Source organism: Burkholderia sp. Bp8991 (assembly GCF_003853795.1).
Lineage (GTDB): Bacteria > Pseudomonadota > Gammaproteobacteria > Burkholderiales > Burkholderiaceae > Burkholderia.
Genome location: NZ_QTQJ01000022.1, coordinates 89195 through 115995 on the forward strand (window position 1 = coordinate 89195; position 26801 = coordinate 115995).

Consider the following 26801-nt stretch of genomic DNA (forward strand, 5'->3'; position numbering starts at 1 on the left):
ACGAAATGAAAACGACGATGAAGTTGCGCCGCGTGGCGCTGGCGTTCTCGGGCCTGGCCGCATCTTTCGCCGTGCACGCGGCGACATACGCCTACGTTTCGAACGCCGACAGCCAGGACATCTCGGTGTTCCGCCTCGACGCACGGGCCGGCACGCTCGCCGCGGTCGAAACCGTGCCCGTGAACGGTACCGTTATGCCGATGGCACTCTCGCCCGACCATCGTCGTCTGTATGCGGGGCTGCGCTCCAAGCCCTACAGTGTCGTGAGTTTCGCCATCGATCCGCTCGACGGCCACCTTGTTGAACTGGGTCGTGCGCCGCTCGCGGAAAGCATGGCATACCTGTCGACCGACATGACCGGCCGCTATCTGATGTCGGCATCGTACGGCGGCAACCTCCTGGCGGTGAACCGCATCGACTCGGATGGGGTGGCAGCTAACGTGCAGCAGACCGTCAAGACCGGGCCAATGGCGCATGCTATCCGCGTGTCGGCGGACAACCGCTATGCGTTCGCATCAGTGCTGGGCGCCGACGCGTGGTTGCGTCTCAAGTTCGACGCCAGCACCGGCACGCTCACCGAGGACGCGCAGCCCGCGTATTCTCTGCCGAAGGATTCGGGCCCGCGCCATTTCGTGTTTTCCGCTGATAATCGCTTCGTCTACCTGATCGACGAGCTCGACGGCAAGCTGCACGTGCTTGCCTTCAATCGGGCCAACGACACCATTAGGCCGGTCCAGACGATTTCGATCTTGCCGCCCGACTTCAAGGGTGACAAGCCGTGGGGAGCCGATCTGCATCTCACACCGGACAGCCGCTTCCTGTTCATCTCCGAACGAACCTCAAGCACGCTGGGCGCCTATAGCGTGAATACGGCCACGGGCAAGCTGGTGCGGATCGGCACGTACGCGACCGAAAAGCAGCCTCGCGGCTTCAACATCGATCCGTCGGGACGGTATCTGCTCGCGGTGGGGCAGCTGTCGCCGACGTTGAGCCTCTATCGCATCGACGCGAAAACGGGCGGGCTTGCCACGCTCGGCCAATATCCGGTCGGCAAGGGCGCGAACTGGGTCGAACTGGTGAACTTCGACGGATCGAATCGCTGACCGATCCAGGCTGGCTGGCCATCGAGGCAGGCGATGCCGACCCGGGTCCCGTTCACCATCGGCCCGGCGCCCGCGGTTCCATTTCTTCCGCCTGTAACAGTCATAAGATGTCGCATGACAAACCCATGTATAAATCATCCCACCTATAAGGGGAAGAGGTCTGGATATATTGCCGTCGGATCACGTAAGTTGTACGATGACAGACTGCTATGGGAGCCGACGTGACGCAATCGAACGACCTCGCAAAGCTGCCATTGCATTGCACTTTCTGCCGTCGGCCGCTTCCATGCCACCGACCCGCCGCACCGGGAATCTGTTCGTGAAAATCGTCACCATCGAAGTCATTCGCATCTCGCTCGCATTCGATGCGGGCCGCCGTCCCGTCGCCGCTGTTGAACCGACCGTCGCCGATACGTATAACGCCGCAGACCGCTCGCTGCGTCGCATGGAGTCGCTGCTAGTCAGGCTCACCGATGACGCAGGGCGCGTTGGCTGGGGCGAAGCATTCGGTCATCTGATCAATCCCGTCACGTTCGCCGCGCTCGAAGGCCCGGTTGGCCGTTGGTTCAAGGGCGCCGAATTCGAGCCGACGCGGCACGGGATCGCCACATTGCGTGACGCGGCCGATCGCGCGCTGCATGCGTTCGGCCGCACCGGACCGGTGCTGTACGCATTGTCCGCGATCGACACGGCGCTGCACGACCTCGCCGCGCAGGCGGCCGGCGTGCCGTTGTATCGGTGGCTCGGCGGCCACCGCGACGAGATAGACGTGTATGCGAGCCTGGTCAGCTACGACAACGACCCCGACGAAGTCGCGCGCCACGTGCGGCGGGCGTCGGACGAAGGGTTCGGGCGCATCAAGCTGCACGAGACGCAACGTGCGGCCATCGCGGCCGCGCGTGCGGCACTGCCGGCCGGCAGCGAGCTGATGGTCGACGTGAACTGCCCGTGGACGGCGAGCGACGCGCTGCGGCATGTGAGCGAGCTGGCCGACCTGCGGCTCGGCTGGATCGAGGAACCGGTTTGGCCTTGCGACGACGCGGACGGCATCGCGCGTGTGCGCGGCGTCGGCGTGCCGATCGCGGCGGGTGAGAACTCGTCGGGCGTCGCGGGCTTTCGCGACCTGTTCGAACACGGCGCGCTCGACGTCGCGCAGCCTAGCATTGCGAAGATCGGTGGACCGACCGGCATCGCGGAAGTGATCGCGCTCGCGGCGGAGCACGGCGTGCGGGTCATGCCGCACTGTTTCTATTACGGAGCGGGGCTGCTGGCGACCGCGCACGTGGTCGCGACGCTACCGGACGACGTCGCGCTCGAAATTCCCTATCTCGACTGGCCCGAGCGGCTGCATGACGCGCAGCGGCCCGGGGCGCGGCTGCGCTTGCCCGATGTGCCCGGGCTTGGCTTCTTGCCGGACGAAGCAGTGCTGGCACGCAACACGATCGCGCACGCGACGATCGGTTGAACGCAGGAACGGTGCGCTCGGCGCACGCACGCGAAGCCGTTGCCGGTTTGGCGGCGCAATCGGAAATCAGGAAGCCGGGTGGATGCGCAGGCACGTGCCCGGCTCGACAGGAGACAACATGAAAACGCGTTACCGCTGGTGGATCGGCGCGCTGCTGTTCGGCGCCGGTATGCTGAATTATCTCGATCGCGCGGCGCTGTCCGTCGTCGCGCCGATCATCAAGCGCGAACTCGGCATCGACGACGCGCAGATGGGTATCCTGTTCAGCAGCTTCTTCATCGGCTACTGCGTATTCTGCTTCGTCGGCGGCTGGGCCGCGGACCGATTCGGGCCGCGTCGAGTGTTCGCGTGCGCGGCCGGCGTGTGGTCTCTGTTCTGCGGCGCGACCGCGCTCGCCGGGTCGTTCGCGCACCTACTGATCGTACGCGTCGCGTTCGGGATCGGCGAAGGGCCGATGGGGACGACCACCAACAAGGCGATCTCGAACTGGTTCCCGCGCCGCGAAGCGGGACGTGCGGTCGGCTGGACCAACGCGGGGCAGCCGCTCGGTGCGGCCATCGCGGCGCCGATCGTCGGCCTGGTTGCGCTGCAGTTTGGCTGGCGCGTTTCGTTCGTTGTGATCGCCACGCTCGGCTTCGTGTGGCTGGCCGCGTGGTGGGCGTTGTTCCGCGACGATCCGGCGAGCCACCCGCGCGTGTCTCCGGAAGAAGTGCGTGAGATCGCATCCGACCGGACGGTCGGCGTCTCACTGGATGCGCATGCGGACGATCGCGCCGCGCGTCCGTTGCTGCGCGATCTGTTGTCGCGGCCGGTGCTCGGCGTCGCGCTCGCGTTCTTCAGCTTCAACTACGTGCTGTATTTTTTCCTGTCATGGCTGCCGAGCTACCTGACCGACTACCAGCATCTAAACATCAAGCAGATGAGTGTCGTCGGGATTCTGCCCTGGCTCGGCGCGACCGTCGGGTTCGTGGCCGGCGGCACCGTGTCGGATCGCATCTACCGCCGCACCGGCGACGTGCTGTTCGCGCGCAAGATCGTGATCGTCGTCGGGCTCGCGGTCGCGGCGGCTTGCGTGCTGCTGGCGTCACGGGTGAGCTCGCTCGGCGCGGCCGTCACGCTGATCGCAATCGCAAGCCTTTTCGCGTTCATGGCACCCCAGGCTTGCTGGTCGCTTCTGCAGGAAATCGTGCCGCGGGAACGTGTCGGCTCGGCCGGCGGGTTCGTTCATCTGCTCGCGAATCTCGCAGGCATCCTGTCGCCAAGCTTGACCGGCTGGCTCGTCCAGTATGGCGGTGGGTATGCAAGTGCATTCGTGCTTGCGGGCGCGTCGGCGCTCGCCGGTGCGGTTATCCTGACGTTCGCGGTGCGCGTGCGGGCCGTTTCGCAGATGCGCCGGTCCGCCTGACGAAGTAATCCGTTGAATTGGCAACGCTGGAGTGAGTGTGACGTTGTTCAATCATCATGAGCCGCTCCGAGTTTTGTGGAGGCTCCAACTCTTGGGAAATGGTATGGAGGCCTCCCTCCAGCCTCGCGAGGCGCGGGCTTTTGATATGAGCGAACGCATAGCGCAAGACCACTTGGATCTTCACGGCGAAGCGGAGGCTAGCGATGAATCTGACACCAGTTGGAATCGACATTGCAAAGACTGTATTCCAGGTGCATTAGGTAGACCTGACACTGACGAGGTTGTGCCGCTCTCTACACTCGGGGCGAAAGCGAGCTCGGCGCTTGATGACGAAACGTGTCCCATGCTTAACGTGCATTGCCCACATACCCAGCCCTAAGCGCGTCGACCACCAGCTCCACCGATCGCGACGACTTGCGCCGGCTCGGGTAATAGACGTGGTGCCCGACGAACGTCGGAAACCAATCCTCCAGCACCCAGCTGAGCCGTCCTTCTTCAACATGATGCGTGACCAGATCTTTCGGCACATAGGCGAGCCCGAAACCAGCGAGGGCCGCGTCGACCATCTGATAGACGTTGTTGAATGTCAACTGTCCTTCGACGCGGACCTGCAACTCGCGTCGCCCCTTGCTCAACTCCCACGATAGCAGCGCGTTTCTCGTCGGTAATCTAAGGTTGATGCAGTTGTGCTGGGTCAGTTCGTGCGGCGTCGTTGGCACCGGTCGGGACGACAGATAACCGGGAGAACCGACGATCGACATCGTCATGTCCGGCGCGATACGCTGCGCGATCATGTCCTTGGCGACCTGGTCGCCGAGCCGTACGCCGATGTCGTAGCGGCCGGCGACCAGGTCGGTCAGACCATAGTCGTTCACCAACTCGACCCTGAGCGCGGGATACTGACGCAGCAGCGGTTGCAGCCGCTGCCACACGTACTCGTTCGCCGCATAGTCGGTCGCGGTGATCCGGACGTTGCCGGTCGGCATGTCCGTCATTGCGCGTAGCGATTCCAGTTCCGCCTCGATTTCCTGAAAGCGGGGAGCGATCGATTCCAGCAACCGTTCGCCGGCCTCGGTCGGCGACACGCTGCGGGTCGTGCGCGTCAGCAACGGAATGCCCATTCGCCCCTCGAGCGCGCGCACCGTTCGGCTCAACGCCGATTGAGACACGCCGAGCTGCGCGGCAGCCCGCGTGAAATTGCGCTCGCGCGCGACGGTCATGAATGCGACCAGATCGTTGAAGTCTTCCATTGATTTATGCACCACAGCATAGGCCTATGCCGATTTTGCCATCTAGTCGCGTGAATCGCGAGTCGTTAAAGTGCGATGGCTGACCGCTGGAACGATCCATGCGGCACCCTTTTCGGAAGAGGACGACATCATGGAACTGAAGCGCGCGGGCTCGCAGGCCTCGATCAAAGGCCCCGCAGAATGGTTCACCGGCACGGTCCGGATCGACCCGCTGAACGCACCGCCGCCGCCGGCGCGCGTGTCGTGCGCCAGCGTGACGTTCGAGCCGGGCGCACGCACCGCATGGCATACGCATCCGCTCGGCCAGACCCTGCTCGTGACTGCCGGCTGTGGCTGGACGCAATGCGACGGCGAGCCGCGCGTCGAGATCCGTGCGGGCGACGTGATCTGGTGCCCGCCGGGTCACAAGCACTGGCACGGTGCGACGTCGACCACCGCGATGACGCATATCGCGATTCAGGAGGCGCTCGATGGCAAGAACGTCCACTGGCTGGACAAGGTGACGGACGAGCAATACTTCGGCAGCGACGAACCGTAATGAACGCGCCCGCTGCCTTGGTCTTGATGCTCGCCTGCGCCTCATTCGCCGCATCGGCCGACGAGGCCGTAAGCACGGGCATCGCGGTTGCGCACAGCGGCACGCGATCTTCCGAGCCGGGCGCGCCGCAGCGCTTCACGGGCCAAGTGCGCATCGATCCGCTCTTTCAGGCGAACCCGCCTTTGCGCCTGTCGGGCGGTCTGGTCACGTTCGCGCCCCGCGCTCACACCGCGTGGCACACGCATCCGCTCGGCCAGACGCTGGTCGTGACGTCGGGACGCGGCTGGGTTCAGGAATGGGGCCGGGAACGACAGCCGATCGTCGCGGGCGACGTTGTGTCGATTCCTGCCGGCGTCAAGCACTGGCACGGGGCGTCCGCCACGACGGGCGTCACGCATATCGCGCTTCAGGAGGCGCTCGATGGCAGCAACGTCAACTGGCTCGAACACGTCACCGATGCGCAATACGGCGCGCGGTGACGAGCGTACGCGCTGCCCGTTGCGGCTCGTCGCCGCGACGGGCCTGGCCCTGCTTACCGCCGCGTGCACCCACATGCAAAGGACCGACATCATGCAGGAAACCTTGTCTTCCACCGATTTGAAAGCCGTTGCCCCGGCCTTCGAGCGATACACGACGCACATCGTGTTCGACGGCCTGTGGAAGCGGCCGCAACTATCGCCGCGTGATCGCAGCATCGTGACGCTGTCGGTGCTGATCGCTCGCGGCCCGACCGGCGAGATGCCGCTGCATGTCCGCCTCGCGCTGGATCACGGCGTGAAGCCCGCGGAAATATCGGAAATGATCGCGCACCTGGCCTTTTACGCGGGATGGGCCAACGCGAGCGCCGCATCGATTGTCGTCAAGCACGTCTATGACGAACGCGGCATCGGGCCCAATCAACTCGCGCCGGCGGACGTTGCGCCGCTGCCGCTGAACGAGGCGGCCGAGGCGCAGCGCGCACGGACGGTCGCGGAAAACTTCGGCGCCGTCGCGCCGGGCGTGGTCGCGTACACGACCGATGCGCTGTTTCGCGACTTGTGGCTTCGCCCGGGGCTCGCGCCGCGCGACCGCAGCCTGGTGACGGTGAGTGCGCTCGTCGCCAACGGCCAGGTGGCGCAGATCCCGTATCACCTGAACCGCGCGATGGACAACGGGCTCACGCAGGCCGAAGCGTCCGAGACGTTGACGCAACTGGCGTTCTACGCGGGATGGCCGAACGTCTTTTCGGCGATGCCTGCGTTCAAGGACGTATTTTCACGGCGCGCGGCTTGACGCGCGCGCAACTGAAGAGAGGAGCATCGTTACCGAAAACATCGATGGCAAAGTCGTCGTCATTACCAGCGCGAGCAGCGGCCTCGGCGAAGAAACTGCGCGGCATCTCGCGAAACGCGGTGCGCAGCTGGTGCTCGGCGCACGCCGCGTGGACCGGGTGGAGCGGCTCGCCGACGAAATCGGCGCCGGGCGGCAAGCAGTTCTCGAAACGGACGTTACCGACCGCGACGCAGTCGAGCGCCTGGTCGATCGCGCGGTCGACATGCACAGCCGCATCGACGTGATGCTGAACAACGCGGGGCTGATGCCGAGCCCGATGCTCGAACGCCTGCACGTGGACGAGTGGGACCGGATGATCGACGTCAACACCAAGGGCGTGCTGTACGGCAGCCGTCAGCTCTGCCTTGCAGATTCAACCCGGCGGCTGACGGTCCAAAGAACCGTTCGGGCGGCTCCACAACGGCCGCTCAGTGTTGCGCGCGGCAAGGCCGATCAGCATAACAAGGAGATAAGCCTCCTTTACACTACAGCACGGTCCTGCGATCAAACTAAAGAGTTGAACAACACGTGACCACGGATGCGATCGCCGCGACAGGGGTATGAGCAGTTGACACCGACCTTCGCCGCGCCCCGCGCAGTGACGACTTTGTTTTGGCCGACGCAGGCGATGCCTCGCAACGCGCCCGCTCCCGGCGCGAGCGCATATCATAATGGCGGCGTGCTTCGGCTCCCTAAATTGAGCGATACGGAAGCCGTTCAGCGTACGCGGGTCCACGTCCCCGCGAGTTGGATGAACTTGCCACCGACGACTGAACTGGCCATACAGACGCGTGCCGTGTAGTCCTCTATGTGCGTGACGAAGTCGTGCGAATCGGGTTCGGTCCAGCGCACCACATAAAGGCCATCGCGAAGCTTGGCCGATGTGTAGACCATGTTCTGGGATCTGCCCTTGATGGCTCCGCGTGTTACGAGGAAGCTGACGCGAGTGGGCGATTCAAACGTCATTTCCACCGCGAAGTGACCCAGTGGTGTGTTCGGACCCAGATCGGCAAGCTAGGTCTGGCCCACCGAGGGAAGCGTGGCATGGGTGTCGATAGGCATAGTCGTATTCCCGACGTCGTTGGAACGTTGGATCATTGGTGGTCGCGGTCCGTTCATAAAGTGAGGACCACCCGTCCTCGCAGACCGCCGGCCTCCAGAAGGCGATGAGCGTCGGCGGCGTGTTCGACGGGCAAGGTGCGGGCGACTCGAAGGGTGATGCGGTCCTGCTTGACTCACTGACGGGGTTGTTTAAGGGCGGAATGATTCAGCGCATACTTCGGAACGAAGGTGCGCTCGGGGACGATATCTCGCTCGGTCAATAGCGGCGTGCCAGGAGCCGATGTCGTTATCCGACCGCCGTTGCGCACTGCACGGGCGGCCGGCAACCCGACGCCTGCGGTGTCGATCAATCCGTCTACGCCGTCTGGCACTTCGTTGCGTACCAGATCCGGGAAATCGCTTCCCCGCCGCAGGACGACATCGGCTCCGAGCGCTTCGACAAGCTGAATGTCTTTGGGCGAGGCGTCGGCAATGACACGGAATCCTTCGGCCTTTGCCAACTGTACGGTGTAACCACCGACCGCACCTGCTGCACCGATGACTGCGATGGTGCCGCCCGCCGGCAGCTTCAGGATGTCCAGGCCATCCGTGCTGTCAGTCCGTTCATCGGAAGCGTAGCGGCTTCTGCGTCGGTCGTCCCGACGGGAGCACGGACCACGGACTCTGCTGGAACGACGAGCTGTTCGGCATACGCGCCGCGCGTTCCCGACACGACAACGATCGCGACGACACGGTCGCCGACGCGCAGATTCGTCTCGGTTCCTTTCCCGATCTGCTCGACCACACCTGCTGCTTCCATCCCTGGAACGTAAGGTGGCGCTGCATCGGAGACAAACGCCAGCCCCCGGCGGACCATCGTGTCGACCGGGTTGACGGTGGCAGCCGTGACGCGGATCCGAATCTCGCCGGCATGGGTCACCGGTGTCGACAGACTCAAGGGGCGCAGTATCTCCGGTCCGCCGAACTCGGTCAATCCGACAGCTCTCGTGAAGACTCCAGATTATGTGGGTTCGAATGTTTGCGGAAGGGGGGCGCGGTCGGGTCGAGAATTGGCACTGACCCTTTAGTTGCCCAGTGCGCGCTGGACGACATGGCTGTCGGCGACTTGCTTCAACGCGGCGAGCTTACCGTCACGCACAGTCCACACATGAATGAAACGAACGTCGGCGCTATGGCCCGTCTTGGTGACGCCGTGATACTCGCCGACCACAAAGACGTGGTTGTCGTCGTCCCCGTAGTACGTTTGCGCGTCCGTGCTCCAGGACGCAAACAGTGGAATGAGCCGGCCGAAGAAATCCGTCACCGTTTTTTCGTAGCCGTGATACACGCCGCCGAGCGGGAAGCCCGGGGTGATATCCCAGACGAGATCGGGGGCCATGAGCTCGCGAGTGACTTCCGGCGCCGCACCTGAGCCGTAGATTCTTCGGACGAGGTCGATGTTTTCATTCTTGGACATTGCGTTATCCATTTGTGTTGGACGATGTTGAGTTGACTGGAGCGAGATGCATCGCGTCACAGCATGCCGACCGCGAACCGATACTCGACGTCGCTCTCGTGACCATGCGCGCCGGCTTCAGTGGTCTGCCGGATCGCGCTCGCATCGTCGTTGGTCCTGGCGCCCCGCGTGAGGGAAAAATCGGAGCAATTCGTCGATTGCCGTGATACCGCGAATGACGGAGCGCCGTCGGCATGGTGCTCGTCATTCCCGGGAATCAGAAGAGGATCGAAGGTTGATTGACTGTCAACCTGAAGTTGGAGTGTGTCGTGTATCGCCGATGCGGCTTGCCCGACGCCTGCCGGCAGCGCCGGGCATTTGCTACTGGATCGAGCGATCGCATCGTTCGCAGCGGCGCCACTTGCGGGGCGCCCCATTTCGATCCCGAGCGATCATGCCGATGCTCGCCCCGGAGCTTGCTGTCGGCTTACCAGGGCTGATTGGCCGGGCCGACCGTGAACTCGTTGATCGTTGTATCGTCGGGCTGATCGATAGCGAAGGCAACTACGCTGGCAATTCGGTCCGGAGAGATCCCGTACTTGTCGTAGATGCCCTGCATCTGGCCGAGCGTCTCCTTCTCGCTGATCGTCGCCAGCAGTTCCGTATTGATGGCGGCCGGATAGATCGTCGCCGTCCGGATATTGGTCCCTTCCATGGCGGACTCCATGCGCAAGACTTCCATGAAGTCACGTACGAACCACTTTGTCCCGCCGTAGACGGCACCCCCCGGGTAGGCTTTGAGGCCCGCTACCGAAGAGGTTGCAATGACGTGGCCGGCTTTCTGTTCGATGAATGTCGGCAGTACTGCCGCGACGCCATTCAGAACACCCTTGACGTTGACATCGACCATTTGATGCCAGTCGTCGATCTTGAGCGCGGAAAGCGGCGAATTCGGCATGAGGCCGGCATTCAGGAACATGACGTCGACGCGGCCGAATTCGGCTTTAGCCAGTTTGACGATCCCGTCGTTGTCCGGTTGTCTGGTCACGTCCAGTTCTTGGTAGACGGCATGGCCACCGCTTTGCTTGATCTCGTTTGCGATTCGCTTCAGCTGTTCCTCGCGTCGGGCACCGAGTACGACTTTGGCGCCCTTGCTTGCCAGCAACTTTGCGGTTGCCTCGCCGATGCCGGAAGACGCTCCGGTGATGATTACAACTTTGTCTTTGATCATGATCGTTCCCTGCTGTTGTTGAAGGGGGCTGCTTGCTTGCGACATTGTTGTCGGGTCGGAATGCGACTGCAGTAATCCGGTTGGCTGCGGGCGGTGAGCTAGGACGCATGGTCATCGACACCTTTCCGTGGACGATCGGGCTCGACCTCCTCCCACCAGGGCGAAAATTTTTGCATCCGGTCGTCCAGGTACATGGGATGGCCGATTTTCGGGGTCCACAGCGCATAATCGCGCTTTTCGCTGGCTACGGTGATGCGCCTGAACGGGTCGTCCCAGTCGTGCGGTGCAATGGAGAAGCGACCCACGTGCGCCGGCGTGAGCACGCGGGCACGCAGGTCCTCGGCCGCCCGCGCGGCCTGCTCGGGATTCATGTGGACGTTCGCCCAGCGGGGGTCGTACTGTCCGGTATCGAGGGCCACCCAGTCGAATGGACCAAGCGGCCGGCCGATCTCTCTGAAATGGGGGGCGTAGCCCGAATCGCCGCTGAAGAAAATCCGACGGTTCGGGGAAATGATCGCGAAACCGGCCCACAGCGACTGGTTCCGCGTCAGGCCACGCCCAGAGAAATGCCGCGCTGGGGTGACGTGGACGTGCAGTGCCGGCGTCAGTTCGACGACGTCGTTCCAATCCACCTCGCGCACGATGGACATGTCATAACCCCAGGCTTCGAAATGCGCCCCTACGCCCAGGCCCGTGACAACACGCTTCACTTTGGGTCTGAGCGCTTGAATGGTCCGATAGTCCAGGTGATCGTAGTGGTCGTGGGTGATCAATAGCGCATCGATCCCCGGCATGTCTTCCGCCGCATAGATGCTGGTGCCGTCGAACGCCGTGTTCGTGCGAGGCACAGGGGCTGCGTTGGTGCTGAAGACCGGGTCGATCAGAATGCGCTTTCCGCCCAACTGCACGAAATAGGACGAGTGACCGAGCCAGACCACCAGATCCTGCGCCGGGTCGAGCGCCATGAGATTCGTCCTGATCGCGGGGATGGTGCCGGGCGGCCGGGGCTGACCTTTCCCTCGTCCAAAGACGGTCTCCATCCACATCTCCCATTCGGGCTGATTCGTCGTCAGCATCGGCGAGTCGATCTGGTTGCGAAAAGCGCCGCCGGCATAGTTGGGCGAGCGCAGGATGCGCGCGAGGCGCTCGCCCTGCGGGAGTGCACCGAACAACGGATGCTGCAGGCAGGCAACTGCACCGATTGCACCGAGCAGGACGATGCCGGCACAGACCTTGAGCACGCGTAGGTAGAGTCTTTTCATCAAGACCGCTGGTTTCGTGTATGGGTCGCGAAAGCACGCATCACGCAGATACCGCGCGGCAATTCACGCGAAATTGGTTGGCGCGAGCGCGTGCTGGCATACTGGATCCGAGTCTCCCGATGGCCGGAAACGGGCTATTTCCTCGGCTGCAGTCGTGTACCGTTACCGACGATCACCGCGGAAAGCACGAGCAGTGCGGTCCCCCCGACGAGCGTCGCCGCGATCGACACATGATCGAGCAGGATCCCGCCGAATTCCGCGCCGACCATGATCGACAGTTGGATTGCCGCTACCATCAGGCCGCCGCCGCTTTCAGGTTCGTCCTTGACGCCTTGCGTCAGCCACGTCGACCATGCAACCGGAATGGCTGAGTTCACTGTGCCCCACGCGATCATCGCGAGGGCGACCGCCCACAGCAGGTGGCCGACCGACAGCATGCCGACTGTCACGGCACCCAGTGCGAGCGGCAGGATCATGAGCAGGAAATACAGGCGTTTGGCAATCAATGCGCTCGCACCGTATGTTCCCACAAAGCCCGCAAGCCCGAGGCCCAGCAACAGCATCGACAGTTGGGGTACGTCAACGTGCGTGTACGACTCGAGAAAGGGGCGAAGGTACGTGAAAATCGCGAACGCGCCGCCGAAGGTCAACATGACCGCCAGCATCCCGAATGCCACGTTGGGTCGCTTGAGCAGGCCGATGACCTTGCCGACGGGATGACTGCCTTGGGCCGGCATCGAGGGGATGCTCGACCATAGCCAGATCGTGTTGACGATAACGATGGGTGCGAGCGCCCAGAACACGCCGCGCCAGCCGATCATCCCGCCGACGTAGCTGCCGATGGGAGCGGCAAAGGCCGTAGCTACGGCATTACCCGTGAACAGTACGCCTAGCGCCTTCGGGATGGCTTGTTCCGGGACGAGGCGCATGATGGTCGCTGTTGCGAGCGACCAGAAGCCGCCGATCACGACGCCGAGCAATGCGCGTGCGATCATCAGCATGGTGAAATCCCGCGCTTCGGCGATCAGTACCAGCGAGACCAGCATTAGTGCTGCCAGTGCGGTCAGCACGTGCCGCCTGTCGAAGCGGCCGGTGACCGATGGAATCAGCAGGCTGGTCACCACGGCAAACAGCCCCGAGATCGAGATCGCCTGTCCTGCCATGCCGACCGTTGCATGAAGGTCGCTTGCGATCGGCGTGAGCAAACTCACGGGCATGAATTCGGAAGCGATCAGCATCGCGGCGCACATCGCCATCGAGCCGACCGCGCTCCATATGTTTCGCCGCGTAGTTTGCGGCGGTGCTGTCAATGTCGACATAGCGTTCCTCATGGGTTCGCGCGAACCGCAACGGGAACGCGCGAACTGTTGAAAGCGCACGGCAATGGTTCGCCGCTGCGCCTTTCAGTGCAGTAGGAGGCCCGTCGGAAGGGCCATCGAGGGTAGGGGGTGGTCGTTGTCCAGTGCTGGACATAAGCAGCACGGAGCCGCGCAGCATCTCGCCGGAATGCGCGAGCCGTCACAAAGAGGATGTACCGAACGACGACCGAGCATGAACGAGGCGATAAGCCTTCATGCCTCCATTAGACCGTGATGCGCGGGATCGATAAAGGCCGCTGGAGTGATTGGACTGATGAGCGTGCCTCATCAATTGTGGTCGTGGAGCGTTTGGTCGCGGTGCACTGAGTACGTTCGACCGCACCGCCCGGCAGCATTACTGGCTGGAAACGCGCCACACGCTGTTTTGCCAGCGTGCGGCAGCGTCGACATTGGCGGTGGCGTCGGACCTCGAGCGATGTTACAAGACGCAGCGGCGCGATATTACAGATTACCGCGGAAGAATGCAGTCAGCTTGTCGAACGGGATCAGGTTGACGCGATCGTAAAGATCCACGTGCCCCGCGCCCGGCACGACAACCAATTCCTTTGGCTGGCCGGCAAGACGATAGGCCTCCTCGCTGAATTCCCGCGAGTGAGCGTTTTCGCCGGTGATGAAGAGCATCGGGCGAGGTGAGATCGTCTCGATGTCGTTGAACGGGTAGAAGTTCATGAACTTGACATTGCTGGTCAGCGTCGGGTGTGTCGTGTGTTCCGGTGACGAGCGCTTCGGCGTGTACTCGCCGCGCGGTGTGCGATAGAAGTCGAAGAATTCCCGCTGAATTGCAGGCGTGTCGTCCTTCAGTTGATGCACGGTTCCGCTCGTGTACTGGATTTGACCGCCCGAAAACTCGACATCGCGCCGCTCGGCCGCCGCGGCAATGATCTGCTTGCGTTGTTCGAGCGTTTGCCCGTGCCGCAGCCCGTTACGGTTCGCGGCGCCCATGTCGTACATGCTGACCGTCGCGATCGCCTTCATGCGCGGATCGATCTTGGCTGCGCTGATGACGAAACTTCCACTGCCGCAGATGCCGAGCACGCCGATCCGGCTTCTATCGACGAATGGTCGGGTGCCCAGAAAATCAACCGCTGCGCTGAAGTCTTCCGCATAGATGTCGGGCGAGACGGCATTGCGAGGTTGCCCGTCGCTTTCACCCCAGAATGATAGGTCCAGCGACAACGTGACGAAGCCTTGATCGGCTAGCTTTTGTGCATACAGATTCGCACTTTGCTCCTTCACGGCGCCCATTGGATGACCGACGATGATTGCCGGATGCTTCTGATTTCGGTCCAGGTTCTTGGGGATGAAGAGATTGCCGACGACGTTCATCCTGTACTGGTTGGAGAATTTGACCTTCTGCGCAATCACGCGGTCGCTACGATAAAAGTTGTCGGCGCCAGCGGACATGTCGGCAGCCGTCGCAGAAAATGAGGTGATAAGAAATCCGAATAAAATGAGGATCTTTCTCATTGGGAATTCCTTCGATTGCCAGTTGATCAGGGATACGAATGAGCCGGCTGCCGCGGGTGGCGATCGTCGGCGTCGAATCTGCAACGAGCGGGTCGCGCAAAGGAAGGGCGATCATCGTCGCAATATCGACTCACATGATAATGAAAGGAATGTAATTAATTGCACCGGAAGGCGTGATTGAAGCCATGAGTAGCGTTCATGAATCCATTCGGGGATGGGAGCTGGCACATGTGAGGCAACGGGCAGTGCCGGCGGTGCCTCGCCGGAGTTGCCGTGAAGCCTTCGGCTTCGGCTGCGGCGCGGAAATCGGGCGCTTCACGCGCGCTGCCACGATCTGTACTCCCGCTCGTACCGCTCCGGCTCGCGGCCGACGGATCGGGGTGAGTGTCATTCGAACGACGGCTTCGCTGCCATACCGGCAAGGTTGGCATTAGTGCCGATATTTCAATGCATCGATTACGACCGAGAACGCCCGGGATGCTTGCCGGCGGCTTGGGTAGTACGCGTGATAGCCGGGAAACGCCGGGCACCAGTCCTTGAGGACGCTTTGCAACTCACCGCGATCGATATAGGGGCGCACGGCGTCTTCGGGCAGAAAGGCGAGACCGAAGCCGTCCACCGCGGCTTGCAGCATCTGCTGCTGGGTGTTGAACGTCAATTGACCGTTCACGCGCGCCTGGATCTCCCGCTTCCCCTTCTTCAGTTCCCACGCGTATACACCTTTCGTGGTCGTGAGTCGCAATGTCACGCAGTCGTGGCTGAGCAGGTCTTCGGGTGACTTGGGCAGTGACTTGCCCTCGAGATACGAGGGCGCGCCGACGACGGCCATAGGGATATCAGGGCTGATGCGTACCGCGATCATGTCTTTTGCAACCTGATCTCCGAACCGGATTCCGATGTCGTAGCGGTCCTCGACAATGTTCGCGAGCCCGTAGTCGACCGTCAGTTCCAGTCGAATATCCGGATACTCGCGCAGGACGTTCGTCAGTTTGGGCCAGACGATGGAATCGATTGCATGATCTGTGGCCGTAATCCTGACCACGCCGGCGGGCTTGTCGCGGAAATCGGACAGGGAAGCCAGTTTTGCCTCGATTTCCTCGATACGAGGCGCGGCGGTGTTCAGGAGTTCCTCTCCCGCGTCGGTTGTCGACACGCTCCGCGTCGTGCGCGTAAGTAGACGAACACCCAGGCGGGCCTCGAGGTCACGAATCGTGTGACTAAGCGCGGACTGGGACACGCCGAGTTTCGCTGCCGCGCGCGTGAAGCTTCGTTCTCGCGCCACGGCGAGAAACACGAGAAGGTCATTGAAGTTCTCTCGAGCCATCCGGTATTACCCCTATAGAAGGGTTGGAATCCTAGCACCGAAGCGACGGAGTGCCGTCATTGATTCATGAGCCATATTAATAGGTTCTAGTGGGATTGGCCACTTAATCGAAGCAACGGCAAACCGTACACTTCATACTTGTAGGTCGATACCGTGCCGCGCGCATTCGACCTTGATCATAATTAAAACGCGGCTCAGAAGGACACACATCGTGTGGAGACGTCGTACTTGCCGAAGGGTTTCGCTGACTGACGCGAAATCACGATGAGCGATCAAGCAACGACGGTGCCGGCACCGGCATCACGTCGTTTCGCCGGCGCGCATTCGGCAAGTCTCTATTCGTCTTTCTGGAGTGAACAACATGAAATTCAGCCATCGTCTTCTCATTGCCACCCTTGCCATTTCCAGCCCGTTGCTGGCATCTGCGCAATCCGCCACCCAGGGCCTTACGCGCGAGCAGGTTCGCAACGAAATGATCCAGTACAAGGCGGCTGGCTTCAACCCTGCGCGCGCCAACCCCGGCACGTGGGTCAACGATGCGCAGGCCGCGTCGGCCAAGGTTGCGAGCGCACGCAATTCGGCGCACCCGCAACTCGCGGAGAACGGTTCGTCGTCGCAGTGCAATTGACCGAGCCGACTGCCGCCGGATGGCGCGGACAGCCGGAAGCCGAGGTCGCGACGTATTCCGTCGAACTTGCAACGTCGCTCGGATGAGCACATGGATAGCGTTGACGTTGAAGTATTGACGGCAGCACTGGATTGGTGGCGCACAGCTACGTTGGCGCAATCGGTTCGCGTATGAACTGCACCCGGCGACGGAGCGTCTAGGATTGTTCGCACCTGTTGCTGATCAGATAGCGCGACTGCACATCGGTGCGCAGAAGCCGCCGGAAGTAACCGTGGCAATCGTCGCGGAAATGACCGCGATTCGCCGCGATGTGCCCGTGCTGCAAAGCCGTGCGAAGCGCAGGGCTGCACGACGCGTCCGCGACGACGGCATGGCGCAGCCGCAGCATGTGCTTGGTGGATTCGCGCTTACCCTCATCGCGCACGCGGGTCTGGCAGATCATGAACGGCTGAAAGCCTTCGTTGCGGAGGCCGCGCAGCACTTCGATGGTGGGAATGTAGGTGTAGCGCGCGGAGCGGCTTTCGTGCTTGCCGTCCGCGAAGATGGAGGGAGCAACGCGGCGAATCTGATCGTCCGAGAGGGGTGAGTCAGCGCGCAGCATTGGGGAGCCGTAATGGAAAGAGGAAGCGAGTTGCATGGCAATCTCCACAGTCAAGGTTGAAGACCTGAACCGGGCGAAGGGATGTGACTTGCCGTTGCGGCTGAACACCTCCCGGTGGAACTCGGGGTTGGCTTTGCTGCCGCCAGGCTCCCGGGTTCCCGCCCGTGCGACTGGAGGAGCCGATAGCGGGCAGGCGTCAAGGAAAAAGGCGAGGGAGGGGTGCGGGCAACACGGTCCCTCGCCCCTTGATGCCTGCCCGCTATCGGCTACGGTCGCGGGTCAAGGGCGGGAACCTGGGAGTCGGGTGCATGCCATGCCTCGGGTGACCGGGCATGAGGCGCCGCGTAGAAGCTAACGAAGTTGCCAGCTGCGCCTGGGGTTGATGCCCGATAGGGCCGAAACGCGGTACGCGGCTCGACGCGCAGCGCGAAAGCCCGGTCCCGACGCGTAAGCGTCAGGAGGCGTCTGGTTGACCTGGGAATGTTGTGCGCCGGATGTAACAGCGCAACCGGATGGTGGGGAAAGTCGAGCGGACGCAGTGGGGACACCAGTGCCTTTACGCATCGATCGCTGGTGGTCGTCATAAACGAACGCGGCGAGATTTGGTCACCGCGGCACCTCTCTCGACAAGCCAAAGACGCGGTTGCGACGCTCGATCCCGATCGACGGCGTGATTTTTATCCGCGGTTCCGCGCGATCGCCGGCCTGCCGGACGAATGGCTATCTCGGCACAACGAGCTACCGAATTACGGAGAGTTATATAGAATATTCATGAAACGCCTATCGCCCGAATAGGGCAGTGGCAGGCTCACTCCTCAATCGAACCCGCTTGAGCAGGGCGGGTTTCCGCAGGTGGAAATCCAGCTTCGAGATGCCGCCGCGAGGGAGCTTGTTTGCGCTGCTCGATCGACGCTTCCACCTTTTTGCGCCGGACTACAGTTGTGACGGTATCGAGGACCGCGTTCGAACAAGCCTGACGGTATCAGCGACGGTATCGCGCTAACGAATCGTCCGGAGACACCGGTGTCTGTGATTTTTGAAACAAGAGCGGGCTTGGGTTCTCCGGTGCTGTTCGACGAAAGCTGTTAAGTGCTGGGCGGGATTTTCGGTATCGCTGACGGTGTCGACGCCGCATGACTGCGCGGAAACGCCGCTCCCACAAGGCTCCAGCCACTGGATTGACAATCGAGTGGGATGTATTTGGCGATAGTCCGGACAATTTGCTCGGGATTGTGTCGTTGGAACTCGATGTTCTCGTGGCAGCGCGATGCGTCCGTGGCTCCCTTGCTTTTCGACTCTCCTTACCATAAAGTAAGGAATAAGGGGGTATCGTTATGACTACGGCAACCATCACGTCAAAGGGTCAGGTCACAATTCCGGTAGACGTAAGAAATCAACTTGGCCTGGAGGCCGGTGACCGGATCGAATTCAGCTTCAACGAGGCGACAGGCCGGTATGAGGTCTATCCGGCAACGCGCTCGCTCGTAGCGCTCAAGGGCGTTGTGAAGAAGCCTGCGAAACCGGTGTCGATTGATGACATGAATCGGGCCATCGCTGAGCAGGGGGCGTCGGCGCGATGATCGGACTGGATACAAACGTGCTGGTCCGCTACTTCGCGCAAGACGACGAGGTTCAGGCGAAGAAGGCGACGCTACTGATGGAGTCCCTGTCGGCCGAGAGGCCGGGGTACGTTTCGCAGGTTGCATTGGTCGAGGTCGTGTGGGTACTCGGGCGCTGCTACGGCGTCGAACGAGAGCAGATGAAGGACATCATCGACTCGATGATCGGCACCAAAGAACTGATTATCGAAAGTGCTGACACGGTACGAAAGGCACTTCGCGTTTTCGCGGCATCCGCAAAGGCGGATTTCGCTGACTGCCTGATCGAGCGTTCTGGGCATGTAGCGGAGTGCGAGTACACGGCTACTTTCGACGTGCTGGCCTCCAAGGTTGCAGGGATGCAGTTGATCAAGTAATCGTGGCGCCGGCCGATCCACTGAAAAAGGAAATGATACTGGCGCGTGCTGCTGCTCTCCTATCTGGTGTTGCCGGTGCGCGGCGCGCTTGCCGCGATGCTGATGAGCGAGGCGGGCGTCTGGCCGGTGCAAGTGCTCGACGGTATCGGTGCCGGCCTGCAAAGCGTCGTCGTGCCGGCGCTCGTCGTGCGCCTGCTGCACGGTTCCGGCCGCGTGAACGTCGGGCAGGGCGCCGTCGCGACCGCGCAGGGTATCGGCGCGGCGCTCAGTCCGGCGCTGGGCGGCGTGCTCGCACAGCACTTCGGTTATCCGACCGCATTCGTCGTGCTGGGCGCCGTGTCGACGGGCTCGCTCGTGCTCTGGCTCGGCCATGCGCGCTCGCTGAGCGGCGTGTGCGGCAAGCCGGGCGATCTGTCGGCCACGTCGTCGTGAACGTGCTTTCCCTCTTCATGCCATTTCCAGCCTGCCCGTGTATTCCGTTTCGCTTGCATGGCTGATTTCCGCGTCGCCCCGGCGGGTGGCGTCATGCGTCCGGTCGGCTGGCCCGGCGCGCATTCGGATCGATTCCAGGCTTGGCATTCTGTCGATGCGTGCGGTGCGATGGCCTGACGGCGCATCGCACCCGGACGCGGTGCCAGAAGCGGCAGGGCATGGCGCTTCCAACCCGTGTGCGAGATCGAATCAGAACAAATGCTGGATGCCCGCATAGACACCCGTCTGGCTATGCCCGGGTGTCGGATTGTCGTTGTAGCCGCCGCCGGCGATCGGGCCGCCGGCACCCGCCGCGTTCGACTCCAGACCGAAGTTCGCGTTCTTGCTGTTGCGAACGGTAGCAATCTGCATGTCGAAGAGCGTGCGCTTCGAGATGTTGTACGTGCCGCCCACCGTATAGATGTTGGCGTTGCCGCCGCCGTGGTTTGCGTTGACGTGATAGACGGCACCGGTCAAGGCCGCAGCCGGTGTCGCCTGCCACGTGACGCCGCCCCAGACCTGCTGCGTCGACGTAATCCCGTTGTTGGCGGTCGGCGCGCCGTTCGCGTGCGAGGCCTGATAGGCCGCCTGCAGCTTGAACTGGCCGAGGAATACGTTCACGCCCGCGAAGTACTCCCGGGAATAGTTGAACACGTCCGAGAACTTGCCGTTGACGTCGCGCGCCTCGTCGTAGATGCCGCGCACCTGGAAGTACGAATTCGTGTAGGTCAGTTGCAGGCCGTCGGCACGACCTTGTGCGGTCGTGCCGTTACCATTCCAGCTGGTTGCGTTCGACAGCGAATACTGGCCGTACACGTCGAAACCGTAGAAGCTCGGCGACTGGTACGAAATGTTGTTGCTCGTCTTGTTCCAGTTGCGCCCGCGCACGAGCGAACCGGACGACCAGGATGTCTGGCCGAGCGGATCGAAGTCCCACAACCCGTTCGAAATCGAGAGCTCGCGGCCGAGCAGTAGCGTGCCGTAAGCGTCGTTGGAAAAACCGACCGTTGCCCAGCGATCCCAGATGGAGCCGGTGCCGCCGAGGCTGCCGTTCATCGCATTGAACGAGCCTTCGAGGTGGAAGACCGCCTTGTTTCCACCGCCGAGATCCTCGGAGCCCTTCAAGCCCCACAGGCTGGTGCCCCAGTCGCCGCTTTCGGCACGCCAGCGGCTCGTCGTGCCGCCATTGCCGTTGGCAATGCCGCTCAGGTACTCGATGCCGGCGTCGAGGCGGCCGTAGAGCGTGACACTGCTTTGTGCGTGGGCGACGATGCCTGCGGACATCAACGTGGCGGTGAGTATTGCTTTTTTCATAATTGTCTCCAAACCTGTCAGAAAGAAAAAACGTGTTACTGCGGCACAACAGACCCGGTCAGTTCTTTTATTGAATAAATTAAGTAAAACGAAATTATCTGTCGTGAAAAACGGATCGAGTATCAACAGGGAAAGTGAAATGTTCTTCGCTTGCGGCATGTCCAGCCGGGCAAGCTGGACGAAGAGATCTCCTTGGTCGGTATTAATGTTGGGCGAAACTACGGGCGAGTAACGTAGTACAACTATTCATATATGAAATGCTGGACCGTCCGATGCTCATGAAGCCGGGCTTGGGCCGGCGCCCCTTGCCGACGATCCGGAGCGCGATCAGTCCGATCCACAATGCACGCCTAACGTGCGGCGAGCACCTCGAATCGGTAAGCGATTTCAGTTTGCGTGCCAGGGTTCAATGCAAGTGCCGTCCGGACCCCGCGGGAATTGATCGGATTGGCCGCGAGCGAAGCCGCACGGCCAAGCTCGAATGCACTCGCGACCGGCTCGATGCCCACGCAGAGGTTGCGGCTGTTCCACGGCGCGTACGCACGTCCGCGGTTGCTGATCCACAACAGCAGTGACGGCAGCGCATCGGCATCCCAGGTCAGGCGATAGCGTGTGCCGGCGACGGCGTCGGTCATCGTGACGGAACCGTCGATTCCGCAGAGCTGCAGGATTTCTTCCGTGGGCTGCGCGAGCGGTAGCTGGTCGAATGCACCGAAGCCGCCCTCGCCAAGCGGTACGCGCTCGAGTGTTTCGAACGTCGCGCCGGCAAGCGCGCTCGATACGCGCGGTTCCGGACCTGCCGGGTGCACCATGCCGAAACGGTACGTGCCGGGCTCGATTCGGAATGCGCCGGTGAGCGTCGGCAGCGCGAGATTCGGGTGCAGACCGATGGGGCAGCGAGCCGACTTGCGCGCTTCGATACGGAGAACGATGTCGAAGGCAGCGCGAGCCGGATCGGCGCGCACGATGCGAGTCAGTCGTGCGATCGACGATGTCTCGGGGTACGCGATTTCAATTTCGATCTCGTGTGCGGTTTGCCTCACGAGTGACCACACGCCGGTACAGCCGTAACCATGCTGAAGGTCGTCGCTGGTGTCGAGTGCGACGTCATCCGGGACGATCGGCGTTGCGGCGGCTTTCCGCCAGCCGGGGGGCAGTCGGTCGGGAGAGTAGGGAACACCGAATGGCACGCACGGGAATTCGCTTCGCATGACGCCCAGCAGCCCGGCGGGTTGCGGCTCGGCCTGGCCGATCCACGGCGCTTCGTAAAACGGACGGATCGTGCGGCCGCCTTGCTGTAATGCAACGCCGCCGAGCATACCCCCTGCTGCATGGAGATCGAACGCGCCGTGCGCCCATTTGAGATGCCAGACTGTATTCATTGCTTCGTCACGTGTAGTCGGAGAGAACGCTTCTACGATAGGAAGAGGCATGCCGGAGCGGATCAGTTCTCTTCCTCGCTCCAGCAGGTGCCGTATCTCGCCAGCAACGCGCTGGCCTGCGCAGGCCCCCAGTTTCCGGCCGAATAGGGTTTGGGCGCCGTTTTCAGGTCGAGAATCGGCGCGACCCAACGCCATGCGGCTTCCTGCTCGTCGCGACGCACGAACAGCGCGAGCCGGCCGGCGATCACGTCGAGCAACAGGCGCTGATACGCCTCCATCCGGTCTTGCTGAAAGAAGCGGTCGAACGCGAGATCGAGGTAGACGCCTTGCAAGGTCATGCCGAGCCCCGGCCGCTTCGCGAGCGTGCTCAGGCGAATCGATTCGTCCGGTTGCAGCTGAATCGTCAACCGGTTCGAGCCTGCCAGCAGCGCCGTTGGACCGAGCGTCGAATGCGGCGGGCGCTTGAACGTGACGACGATTTCAGCCACGCGTCGCGCCAGCCGCTTGCCGGTGCGCAGAAAGAACGGCACGCCGGCCCAGCGCCAGTTCTCGACCTCGGCCTTGAGCGCGACGAACGTCTCGGTCGGACTGTCGGCCCGGATCCCGGATTCGTCGAGGTAACCCGGTACCGACTCTCCGCGGACCACCCCCGCGCGATACTGTCCGCGCACGACGCTCTGATGCAAGGCTTCCTCGGTGAGCGGCTTGAGCGCGCGCAGCACGCGCAGCTTCTCGTCGCGCACGGCGTCGGCTTCCATCGACTGAGGCGGTTCCATGGCGACGATCGCAAGCAACTGCAGCAGATGGTTCTGCACCATGTCGCGCAGCGCGCCGGTCTGGTCGTAAAAGCCGCCGCGCCCGCCGACGCCGAGTTCCTCGGCAACCGTGATCTGAATGTTGTCGATCCATTCGCGGCGCCACAGAGGCTCGAACATCACGTTGGCGAACCGCAGCGCGAACAGGTTTTGCACGGCTTCCTTGCCGAGGTAATGATCGATCCGGTAGATCTGCTCTTCGGAAAAAATCTGGCCGACCGCATCGTTGATCGCCGTCGACGACGCGAGATCGTAGCCCAACGGTTTTTCGAGCACGATTCGCGAGGTCGGCGGGGCGAGCCCTGCCTGCGCGAGCGCGCGGCAAATCGGCACGAACAGCGATGGCCCGGTTGCCAGATAGAAGATCTGGCGCGACGACGCCGGCGAGAGCGCGTCGGCCAGACGCGAGAACGTGCCGGCCTGGCTTGCGTCGAGCGCCACGTACGAGAGCCGCTCGCGGAAGCCGCGCCACGCGCTTTCATCGAACCGGGCCTGCGTCAGATGCGGTCGCACCGACACGTCGACCCAGTCGAGGTAGCCGGCGGTATCGAGTTCGTTCTGCGCAACCGCGATGATGCGTCCCGCGGGGGCGAGCAGGCCATCGCGGTGAGCGGAGTAGAGCGCCGGCAGGATCTTGCGCATCGCGAGATCGCCGGTGCCGCCGAACAGCACGAATTCGAACGGAGCCTGGGTATCGGAGAACGGGAGGTGCGCATTCATGGAGTTTCGCTCGTGGCTGCGTTGGCCGATTCGATCAGCGCATGTACTTCGGCCGCCGTCGGCGCATAGGCGCCGGCGTGCGACGCGACGAGCGCCGCACAGGCGGCGGCGAACCGAAGATGTTCCGTCGCGGGCGCGTCCGGGCGCGCCAGCAGGCTCGCCATCCAGCTGCCGACGCACGCGTCGCCGCAGCCGACCGTGTCGGCGACCGTGACCTTGAAGCCCGGCTGAACCAGCGTTTCATCACCGGCGAAGAGTTCCATGCCGGCCGCGCCGCGCGTGACGAGCACCGCAGCCTGCGGCGCCCACGCACGGATTTGCGCGAGTGCGGCTGCCTCGTCGAATTCCGGGAACAGGCCGGCGAGATCCTCGTCGGACACCTTGATGTAGTCCGATAGACCGATCATCGTGCGCAAGGTGTCGCGGTACGACGGGTCGGCCATCGGCGCGCGAAAGTTGGGATCGAACGAAATCCGCTTGCCGGCGGCGCGCGCCGCGAGCGCAATGTCGATCAGACGCGAGGCGAGGGGCTCGCGCACCAGGCCGAGACAGCCGAAATGAATGATCTCGGCGGCGTCGAGCCAGTCCGAAGGCAACGCGGCGGGATCGAACGCGAGGTCGGCGCTGTTCTCGCCGATGAAGAAATATTTCGGCGGCCGCGTCTCGACCACCATCGCAAGCAGCGGCGGGCGGTCGACCTGCTGCGTGAAGCGCATGTCGAGGCCGGCTTCGGCGCTCTTTTGCATGAGCTCGTCGCCGAATATGTCGGCGCTCACGGCACCGGCAAAGCCGGTCGGCGTGCCGAGGCGCGCGCCGACGCGCGCGACGTTCCAGCATGCGCCGCCGGCAACGCTGTGCCAGCGGTTCGTGTCGTCTCGAATGAAATCGGTCAGGGCTTCGCCGAAGATGACCAGTCGCGGTAGCTTCATGATGGGATTCGGGAGATCAGGCCGCAGCGTGGCGCCGCGTCTTGAAGCGGTTGATCAGTTGGTTGGTCGAGCCGTCGTGCGAGTGAATCTGCGCGGGGGTGAGCAACTCGCCCTCGATCGCAACCGCGAGCTTTTTGCCGAGTTCGACGCCCCATTGATCGAACGAATTGATCCGCCATACCACGCCTTGTACGAATACCTTGTGTTCGTACAACGCGATCAGCGCGCCGAGGGATGCCGGATCGAGCGTGTCCAGGCAGATCGTGTTCGTGGGCCGGTCGCCTTCGAAATTGCGATGCGGTTCGGTCGTCGAGCGCGATCCGTTCATCAAGGCCTCCGACTGCGCGAAACAGTTTGCGACGAGGACGGCATGGTGATGATCGAACGCGTGATGCGGCCGCATGCACACGATGAAGTCGGTCGGGATGATCGCGGTACCCTGGTGCAGGAGCTGGAAGAACGCGTGTTGCCCGTTCGTACCCGGTTCGCCCCAGATGACCGGGCCGGTGGCGTAATCGACGCGCTCGCCGCCGAGCGTCACCGATTTGCCGTTGCTTTCCATGTCGAGCTGCTGCAGGTATGCGGGCAACCGGTGCAGATAGTTGTCGTATGGCGCGATCAGCTGGCTCGTCGTACCGAGGAAGTTCTGATGCCAGATGCCGATCAGGGCGAGCAGGACGGGCAGGTTGCGGGCCAGCGGCGCTTGCGCGAAGTGACGGTCCATCGCGTGCGCGCCGTCGAGCAGTTGCTCGAACGCGTCCATGCCGGCCATGATCGCGATCGGCAACCCGATGGCGGACCACAACGAGTAGCGTCCGCCCACCCAGTCCCAGAACGCGAACATGTTGCCGGTATCGATGCCGAATTCCGCAACGGCCGTGGCATTCGTCGAAACGGCGACGAAGTGGCGGGCGATCGCCGAGTCCGGCGCACCGCTGTCGAGCAGCCAGGCGCGGGCGGTATGGGCGTTCAGGAGCGTCTCGCGGGTCGTGAACGTCTTCGACGACACGATGAACAGCGTCGTCTCCGGGTTCACGCGCTTGAGCACTTCGGCGATGTCGGCTGCATCCACGTTCGACACGAAATGCATCGTCAACCGTTCGTGCGCGTAAGGCTTGAGCGCCTCGCACACCATCTTCGGCCCCAGGTCCGAGCCGCCGATGCCGATGTTGACGATGTCGGTGATCTCGCGGCCCGTGTGGCCGCGCCACTCACCGGAGCGAACCGCGTGGGAGAAGCGCCGCATCCGGGCCAGCACGTCGCTGACCTGCCGCGACACGTCGACGTCGTCGACGATACGCGGCGTACCCGAACGATCGCGCAACGCGACGTGCAGCACCGCGCGATTCTCCGTGCGGTTGATGCGCTCGCCGGCGAACATCGCGTCGCGATACGCATCGACGCCCGCGTCCTGGGCGAGGGCGACCAGCAGGGCGATGGTTTCGTCGTCGACGGGGTTCTTCGAGTAGTCGACGAAGAGCCCGGCCGCCTCGAGGCTGAAGCGCGATGCGCGTGCCGGGTCGCGGTCGAATCGTGCGCGAATCGAGACGCCGGACAACGCGTCCCGATGGCTGGCGAGCGCGCGCCACGCGCGCGTTTGGGTCAGTGAGGTCATGGTCGTGTCAGGCCTGGGATGCGTTGGGACGGGTCAGTGCGAGCTCCAGCCTTTGTAAGCCTTCACGTTGTCGCGCGTGACGAGCGTCGGCTCGATCAGGATCATCGGGTTGGCCGGCT

The 26801-nt window shown here is 62.8% G+C and carries 25 protein-coding genes and 3 pseudogenes; 11 read left to right on the forward strand and 17 right to left on the reverse strand.

All coding sequences use genetic code 11. The features are described from left to right. The first annotated feature begins 5 nt into the window (after window positions 1–5). From DIE02_RS23840 to DIE02_RS23850, 3 genes are all read left to right on the forward strand, one after another. Window positions 6–1103, forward strand: coding sequence for a beta-propeller fold lactonase family protein (locus DIE02_RS23840; RefSeq protein ID WP_059497476.1), 1098 nt, complete (start codon window positions 6–8; stop codon window positions 1101–1103). A gap of 319 nt (window positions 1104–1422) precedes the next feature. Then, the gene (locus tag DIE02_RS23845; RefSeq protein ID WP_059541863.1) at window positions 1423–2568 is read left to right on the forward strand and encodes a mandelate racemase/muconate lactonizing enzyme family protein; all 1146 of its coding nucleotides are present in this window, start codon (window positions 1423–1425) and stop codon (window positions 2566–2568) included. 118 nt (window positions 2569–2686) lie between these two features. Continuing rightward, window positions 2687–3973, forward strand: a complete 1287-nt coding sequence (locus DIE02_RS23850; protein ID WP_059497474.1) for an MFS transporter — start codon at window positions 2687–2689, stop codon at window positions 3971–3973. Window positions 3974–4320: 347 nt separating this feature from the next. Here DIE02_RS23850 and DIE02_RS23855 read toward each other — a convergent pair whose 3' ends face one another. After that, window positions 4321–5223, reverse strand: coding sequence for a LysR family transcriptional regulator (locus DIE02_RS23855; RefSeq protein ID WP_124523583.1), 903 nt, complete (start codon window positions 5221–5223; stop codon window positions 4321–4323). Between the two features lie 130 nt (window positions 5224–5353). Between DIE02_RS23855 and DIE02_RS23860 the strand changes: the two genes are divergently transcribed. From DIE02_RS23860 to DIE02_RS23875, 4 genes and pseudogenes are all read left to right on the forward strand, one after another. Continuing rightward, window positions 5354–5761 carry a cupin domain-containing protein gene (locus DIE02_RS23860; RefSeq protein WP_059541789.1) on the forward strand — a complete coding sequence of 136 codons (408 nt, stop codon included), beginning with the start codon at window positions 5354–5356 and terminating at the stop codon, window positions 5759–5761. Further along, the gene (locus tag DIE02_RS23865) at window positions 5761–6240 is read left to right on the forward strand and encodes a cupin domain-containing protein (RefSeq protein ID WP_185641030.1); all 480 of its coding nucleotides are present in this window, start codon (window positions 5761–5763) and stop codon (window positions 6238–6240) included. The genes DIE02_RS23860 and DIE02_RS23865 overlap by 1 nt, the downstream gene beginning before the upstream one ends. Window positions 6241–6313: 73 nt before the next feature. Next, entirely contained in the window at window positions 6314–7033 is a 720-nt protein-coding gene (locus tag DIE02_RS23870) for a carboxymuconolactone decarboxylase family protein (RefSeq protein ID WP_409364373.1), read from the forward strand. A 25-nt stretch (window positions 7034–7058) separates the two neighbouring features. Continuing rightward, window positions 7059–7421: pseudogene (locus DIE02_RS23875) on the forward strand (SDR family oxidoreductase); the annotation flags it as partial. A gap of 368 nt (window positions 7422–7789) precedes the next feature. Here the strand turns inward: DIE02_RS23875 and DIE02_RS36485 are convergent. The 10 genes from DIE02_RS36485 to DIE02_RS23910 form a co-directional block, all read right to left on the reverse strand. After that, complete coding sequence (locus DIE02_RS36485) at window positions 7790–8077, reverse strand: MoaF-related domain-containing protein (protein ID WP_409364374.1); 288 nt, start codon at window positions 8075–8077, stop codon at window positions 7790–7792. 110 nt (window positions 8078–8187) lie between these two features. After that, window positions 8188–8292, reverse strand: coding sequence for a zinc-binding dehydrogenase (locus DIE02_RS36490; RefSeq protein WP_196484209.1), 105 nt, complete (start codon window positions 8290–8292; stop codon window positions 8188–8190). A gap of 15 nt (window positions 8293–8307) precedes the next feature. Continuing rightward, entirely contained in the window at window positions 8308–8715 is a 408-nt protein-coding gene (locus tag DIE02_RS35820; protein WP_311766862.1) for a zinc-binding dehydrogenase, read from the reverse strand. After that, the gene (locus DIE02_RS35825; protein ID WP_196484206.1) at window positions 8703–9107 is read right to left on the reverse strand and encodes an alcohol dehydrogenase catalytic domain-containing protein; all 405 of its coding nucleotides are present in this window, start codon (window positions 9105–9107) and stop codon (window positions 8703–8705) included. Before DIE02_RS35825 ends, DIE02_RS35820 begins: the two co-directional genes overlap by 13 nt. 90 nt (window positions 9108–9197) lie before the next feature. After that, complete coding sequence (locus DIE02_RS23885; RefSeq protein ID WP_124523063.1) at window positions 9198–9590, reverse strand: nuclear transport factor 2 family protein; 393 nt, start codon at window positions 9588–9590, stop codon at window positions 9198–9200. A 466-nt stretch (window positions 9591–10056) separates the two neighbouring features. Continuing rightward, the gene (locus DIE02_RS23890) at window positions 10057–10800 is read right to left on the reverse strand and encodes an SDR family oxidoreductase (protein ID WP_124523581.1); all 744 of its coding nucleotides are present in this window, start codon (window positions 10798–10800) and stop codon (window positions 10057–10059) included. 98 nt (window positions 10801–10898) lie between these two features. Beyond that, window positions 10899–12062: an MBL fold metallo-hydrolase gene (locus DIE02_RS23895; protein WP_124523579.1), complete on the reverse strand. Its 1164-nt coding sequence runs from the start codon at window positions 12060–12062 to the stop codon at window positions 10899–10901. Between the two features lie 134 nt (window positions 12063–12196). Continuing rightward, complete coding sequence (locus DIE02_RS23900; RefSeq protein ID WP_124523067.1) at window positions 12197–13381, reverse strand: MFS transporter; 1185 nt, start codon at window positions 13379–13381, stop codon at window positions 12197–12199. Window positions 13382–13882: 501 nt separating this feature from the next. Next, entirely contained in the window at window positions 13883–14908 is a 1026-nt protein-coding gene (locus DIE02_RS23905; protein ID WP_124523069.1) for an alpha/beta hydrolase, read from the reverse strand. Between the two features lie 430 nt (window positions 14909–15338). Continuing rightward, window positions 15339–16232: a LysR family transcriptional regulator gene (locus DIE02_RS23910; protein WP_124523576.1), complete on the reverse strand. Its 894-nt coding sequence runs from the start codon at window positions 16230–16232 to the stop codon at window positions 15339–15341. A 361-nt stretch (window positions 16233–16593) separates the two neighbouring features. Between DIE02_RS23910 and DIE02_RS23915 the strand changes: the two genes are divergently transcribed. Then, window positions 16594–16860: a DUF4148 domain-containing protein gene (locus tag DIE02_RS23915; RefSeq protein WP_124523073.1), complete on the forward strand. Its 267-nt coding sequence runs from the start codon at window positions 16594–16596 to the stop codon at window positions 16858–16860. A 367-nt stretch (window positions 16861–17227) separates the two neighbouring features. Here the strand turns inward: DIE02_RS23915 and DIE02_RS23920 are convergent. Next, window positions 17228–17497: pseudogene (locus DIE02_RS23920) on the reverse strand (DUF932 domain-containing protein); the annotation flags it as partial. A 1298-nt stretch (window positions 17498–18795) separates the two neighbouring features. On the opposite strand from DIE02_RS23920, the gene DIE02_RS23925 reads away from it, so the two are divergent. From DIE02_RS23925 to DIE02_RS23935, 3 genes and pseudogenes are all read left to right on the forward strand, one after another. Then, a complete protein-coding gene (locus DIE02_RS23925) occupies window positions 18796–19041 on the forward strand; it encodes an AbrB/MazE/SpoVT family DNA-binding domain-containing protein (protein ID WP_124489703.1) in 246 nt (81 codons plus the stop codon). Further along, window positions 19038–19436, forward strand: a complete 399-nt coding sequence (locus DIE02_RS23930) for a PIN domain-containing protein (protein WP_124489704.1) — start codon at window positions 19038–19040, stop codon at window positions 19434–19436. The genes DIE02_RS23925 and DIE02_RS23930 overlap by 4 nt, the downstream gene beginning before the upstream one ends. 36 nt (window positions 19437–19472) lie before the next feature. Next, window positions 19473–19868 (forward strand): annotated as a pseudogene (locus DIE02_RS23935) (MFS transporter); the annotation flags it as partial. Window positions 19869–20117: 249 nt separating this feature from the next. Here the strand turns inward: DIE02_RS23935 and DIE02_RS23940 are convergent. The 5 genes from DIE02_RS23940 to pgi all read right to left on the reverse strand — a co-directional run bounded on the left by DIE02_RS23940 (window position 20118) and on the right by pgi (window position 26682). After that, entirely contained in the window at window positions 20118–21221 is a 1104-nt protein-coding gene (locus DIE02_RS23940; protein ID WP_124524080.1) for a porin, read from the reverse strand. 350 nt (window positions 21222–21571) lie between these two features. Then, window positions 21572–22603: a hypothetical protein gene (locus tag DIE02_RS23945; RefSeq protein ID WP_124524078.1), complete on the reverse strand. Its 1032-nt coding sequence runs from the start codon at window positions 22601–22603 to the stop codon at window positions 21572–21574. Window positions 22604–22665: 62 nt separating this feature from the next. Beyond that, complete coding sequence (gene zwf / locus DIE02_RS23950; protein WP_124524076.1) at window positions 22666–24138, reverse strand: glucose-6-phosphate dehydrogenase; 1473 nt, start codon at window positions 24136–24138, stop codon at window positions 22666–22668. Then, window positions 24135–25067, reverse strand: coding sequence for a carbohydrate kinase (locus DIE02_RS23955; protein ID WP_124524074.1), 933 nt, complete (start codon window positions 25065–25067; stop codon window positions 24135–24137). The genes zwf and DIE02_RS23955 overlap by 4 nt, the downstream gene beginning before the upstream one ends. Before the next feature lie 16 nt (window positions 25068–25083). Beyond that, the gene (pgi, locus tag DIE02_RS23960; protein ID WP_124524072.1) at window positions 25084–26682 is read right to left on the reverse strand and encodes a glucose-6-phosphate isomerase; all 1599 of its coding nucleotides are present in this window, start codon (window positions 26680–26682) and stop codon (window positions 25084–25086) included. Between the last annotated feature and the right edge of the window lie 119 nt (window positions 26683–26801).

Bases quoted from the DNA above. Each gene is read 5' to 3' on its own strand.
- DIE02_RS23840 (WP_059497476.1), top strand. From the start codon at position 6: ATGAAAACGACGATGAAGTTGCGCCGCGTGGCGCTGGCGTTCTCGGGC.
- DIE02_RS23850 (WP_059497474.1), top strand. From the start codon at position 2,687: ATGAAAACGCGTTACCGCTGGTGGATCGGCGCGCTGCTGTTCGGCGCC.
- DIE02_RS23855 (WP_124523583.1), bottom strand. From the start codon at position 5,223: ATGGAAGACTTCAACGATCTGGTCGCATTCATGACCGTCGCGCGCGAG.
- DIE02_RS23860 (WP_059541789.1), top strand. From the start codon at position 5,354: ATGGAACTGAAGCGCGCGGGCTCGCAGGCCTCGATCAAAGGCCCCGCA.
- DIE02_RS23865 (WP_185641030.1), top strand. From the start codon at position 5,761: ATGAACGCGCCCGCTGCCTTGGTCTTGATGCTCGCCTGCGCCTCATTC.
- DIE02_RS23870 (WP_409364373.1), top strand. From the start codon at position 6,314: ATGCAAAGGACCGACATCATGCAGGAAACCTTGTCTTCCACCGATTTG.
- DIE02_RS23885 (WP_124523063.1), bottom strand. From the start codon at position 9,590: ATGTCCAAGAATGAAAACATCGACCTCGTCCGAAGAATCTACGGCTCA.
- DIE02_RS23890 (WP_124523581.1), bottom strand. From the start codon at position 10,800: ATGATCAAAGACAAAGTTGTAATCATCACCGGAGCGTCTTCCGGCATC.
- DIE02_RS23895 (WP_124523579.1), bottom strand. From the start codon at position 12,062: ATGAAAAGACTCTACCTACGCGTGCTCAAGGTCTGTGCCGGCATCGTC.
- DIE02_RS23900 (WP_124523067.1), bottom strand. From the start codon at position 13,381: ATGTCGACATTGACAGCACCGCCGCAAACTACGCGGCGAAACATATGG.
- DIE02_RS23905 (WP_124523069.1), bottom strand. From the start codon at position 14,908: ATGAGAAAGATCCTCATTTTATTCGGATTTCTTATCACCTCATTTTCT.
- DIE02_RS23910 (WP_124523576.1), bottom strand. From the start codon at position 16,232: ATGGCTCGAGAGAACTTCAATGACCTTCTCGTGTTTCTCGCCGTGGCG.
- DIE02_RS23915 (WP_124523073.1), top strand. From the start codon at position 16,594: ATGAAATTCAGCCATCGTCTTCTCATTGCCACCCTTGCCATTTCCAGC.
- DIE02_RS23925 (WP_124489703.1), top strand. From the start codon at position 18,796: ATGACTACGGCAACCATCACGTCAAAGGGTCAGGTCACAATTCCGGTA.
- DIE02_RS23930 (WP_124489704.1), top strand. From the start codon at position 19,038: ATGATCGGACTGGATACAAACGTGCTGGTCCGCTACTTCGCGCAAGAC.
- DIE02_RS23940 (WP_124524080.1), bottom strand. From the start codon at position 21,221: ATGAAAAAAGCAATACTCACCGCCACGTTGATGTCCGCAGGCATCGTC.
- DIE02_RS23945 (WP_124524078.1), bottom strand. From the start codon at position 22,603: ATGAATACAGTCTGGCATCTCAAATGGGCGCACGGCGCGTTCGATCTC.
- zwf (WP_124524076.1), bottom strand. From the start codon at position 24,138: ATGAATGCGCACCTCCCGTTCTCCGATACCCAGGCTCCGTTCGAATTC.
- DIE02_RS23955 (WP_124524074.1), bottom strand. From the start codon at position 25,067: ATGAAGCTACCGCGACTGGTCATCTTCGGCGAAGCCCTGACCGATTTC.
- pgi (WP_124524072.1), bottom strand. From the start codon at position 26,682: ATGACCTCACTGACCCAAACGCGCGCGTGGCGCGCGCTCGCCAGCCAT.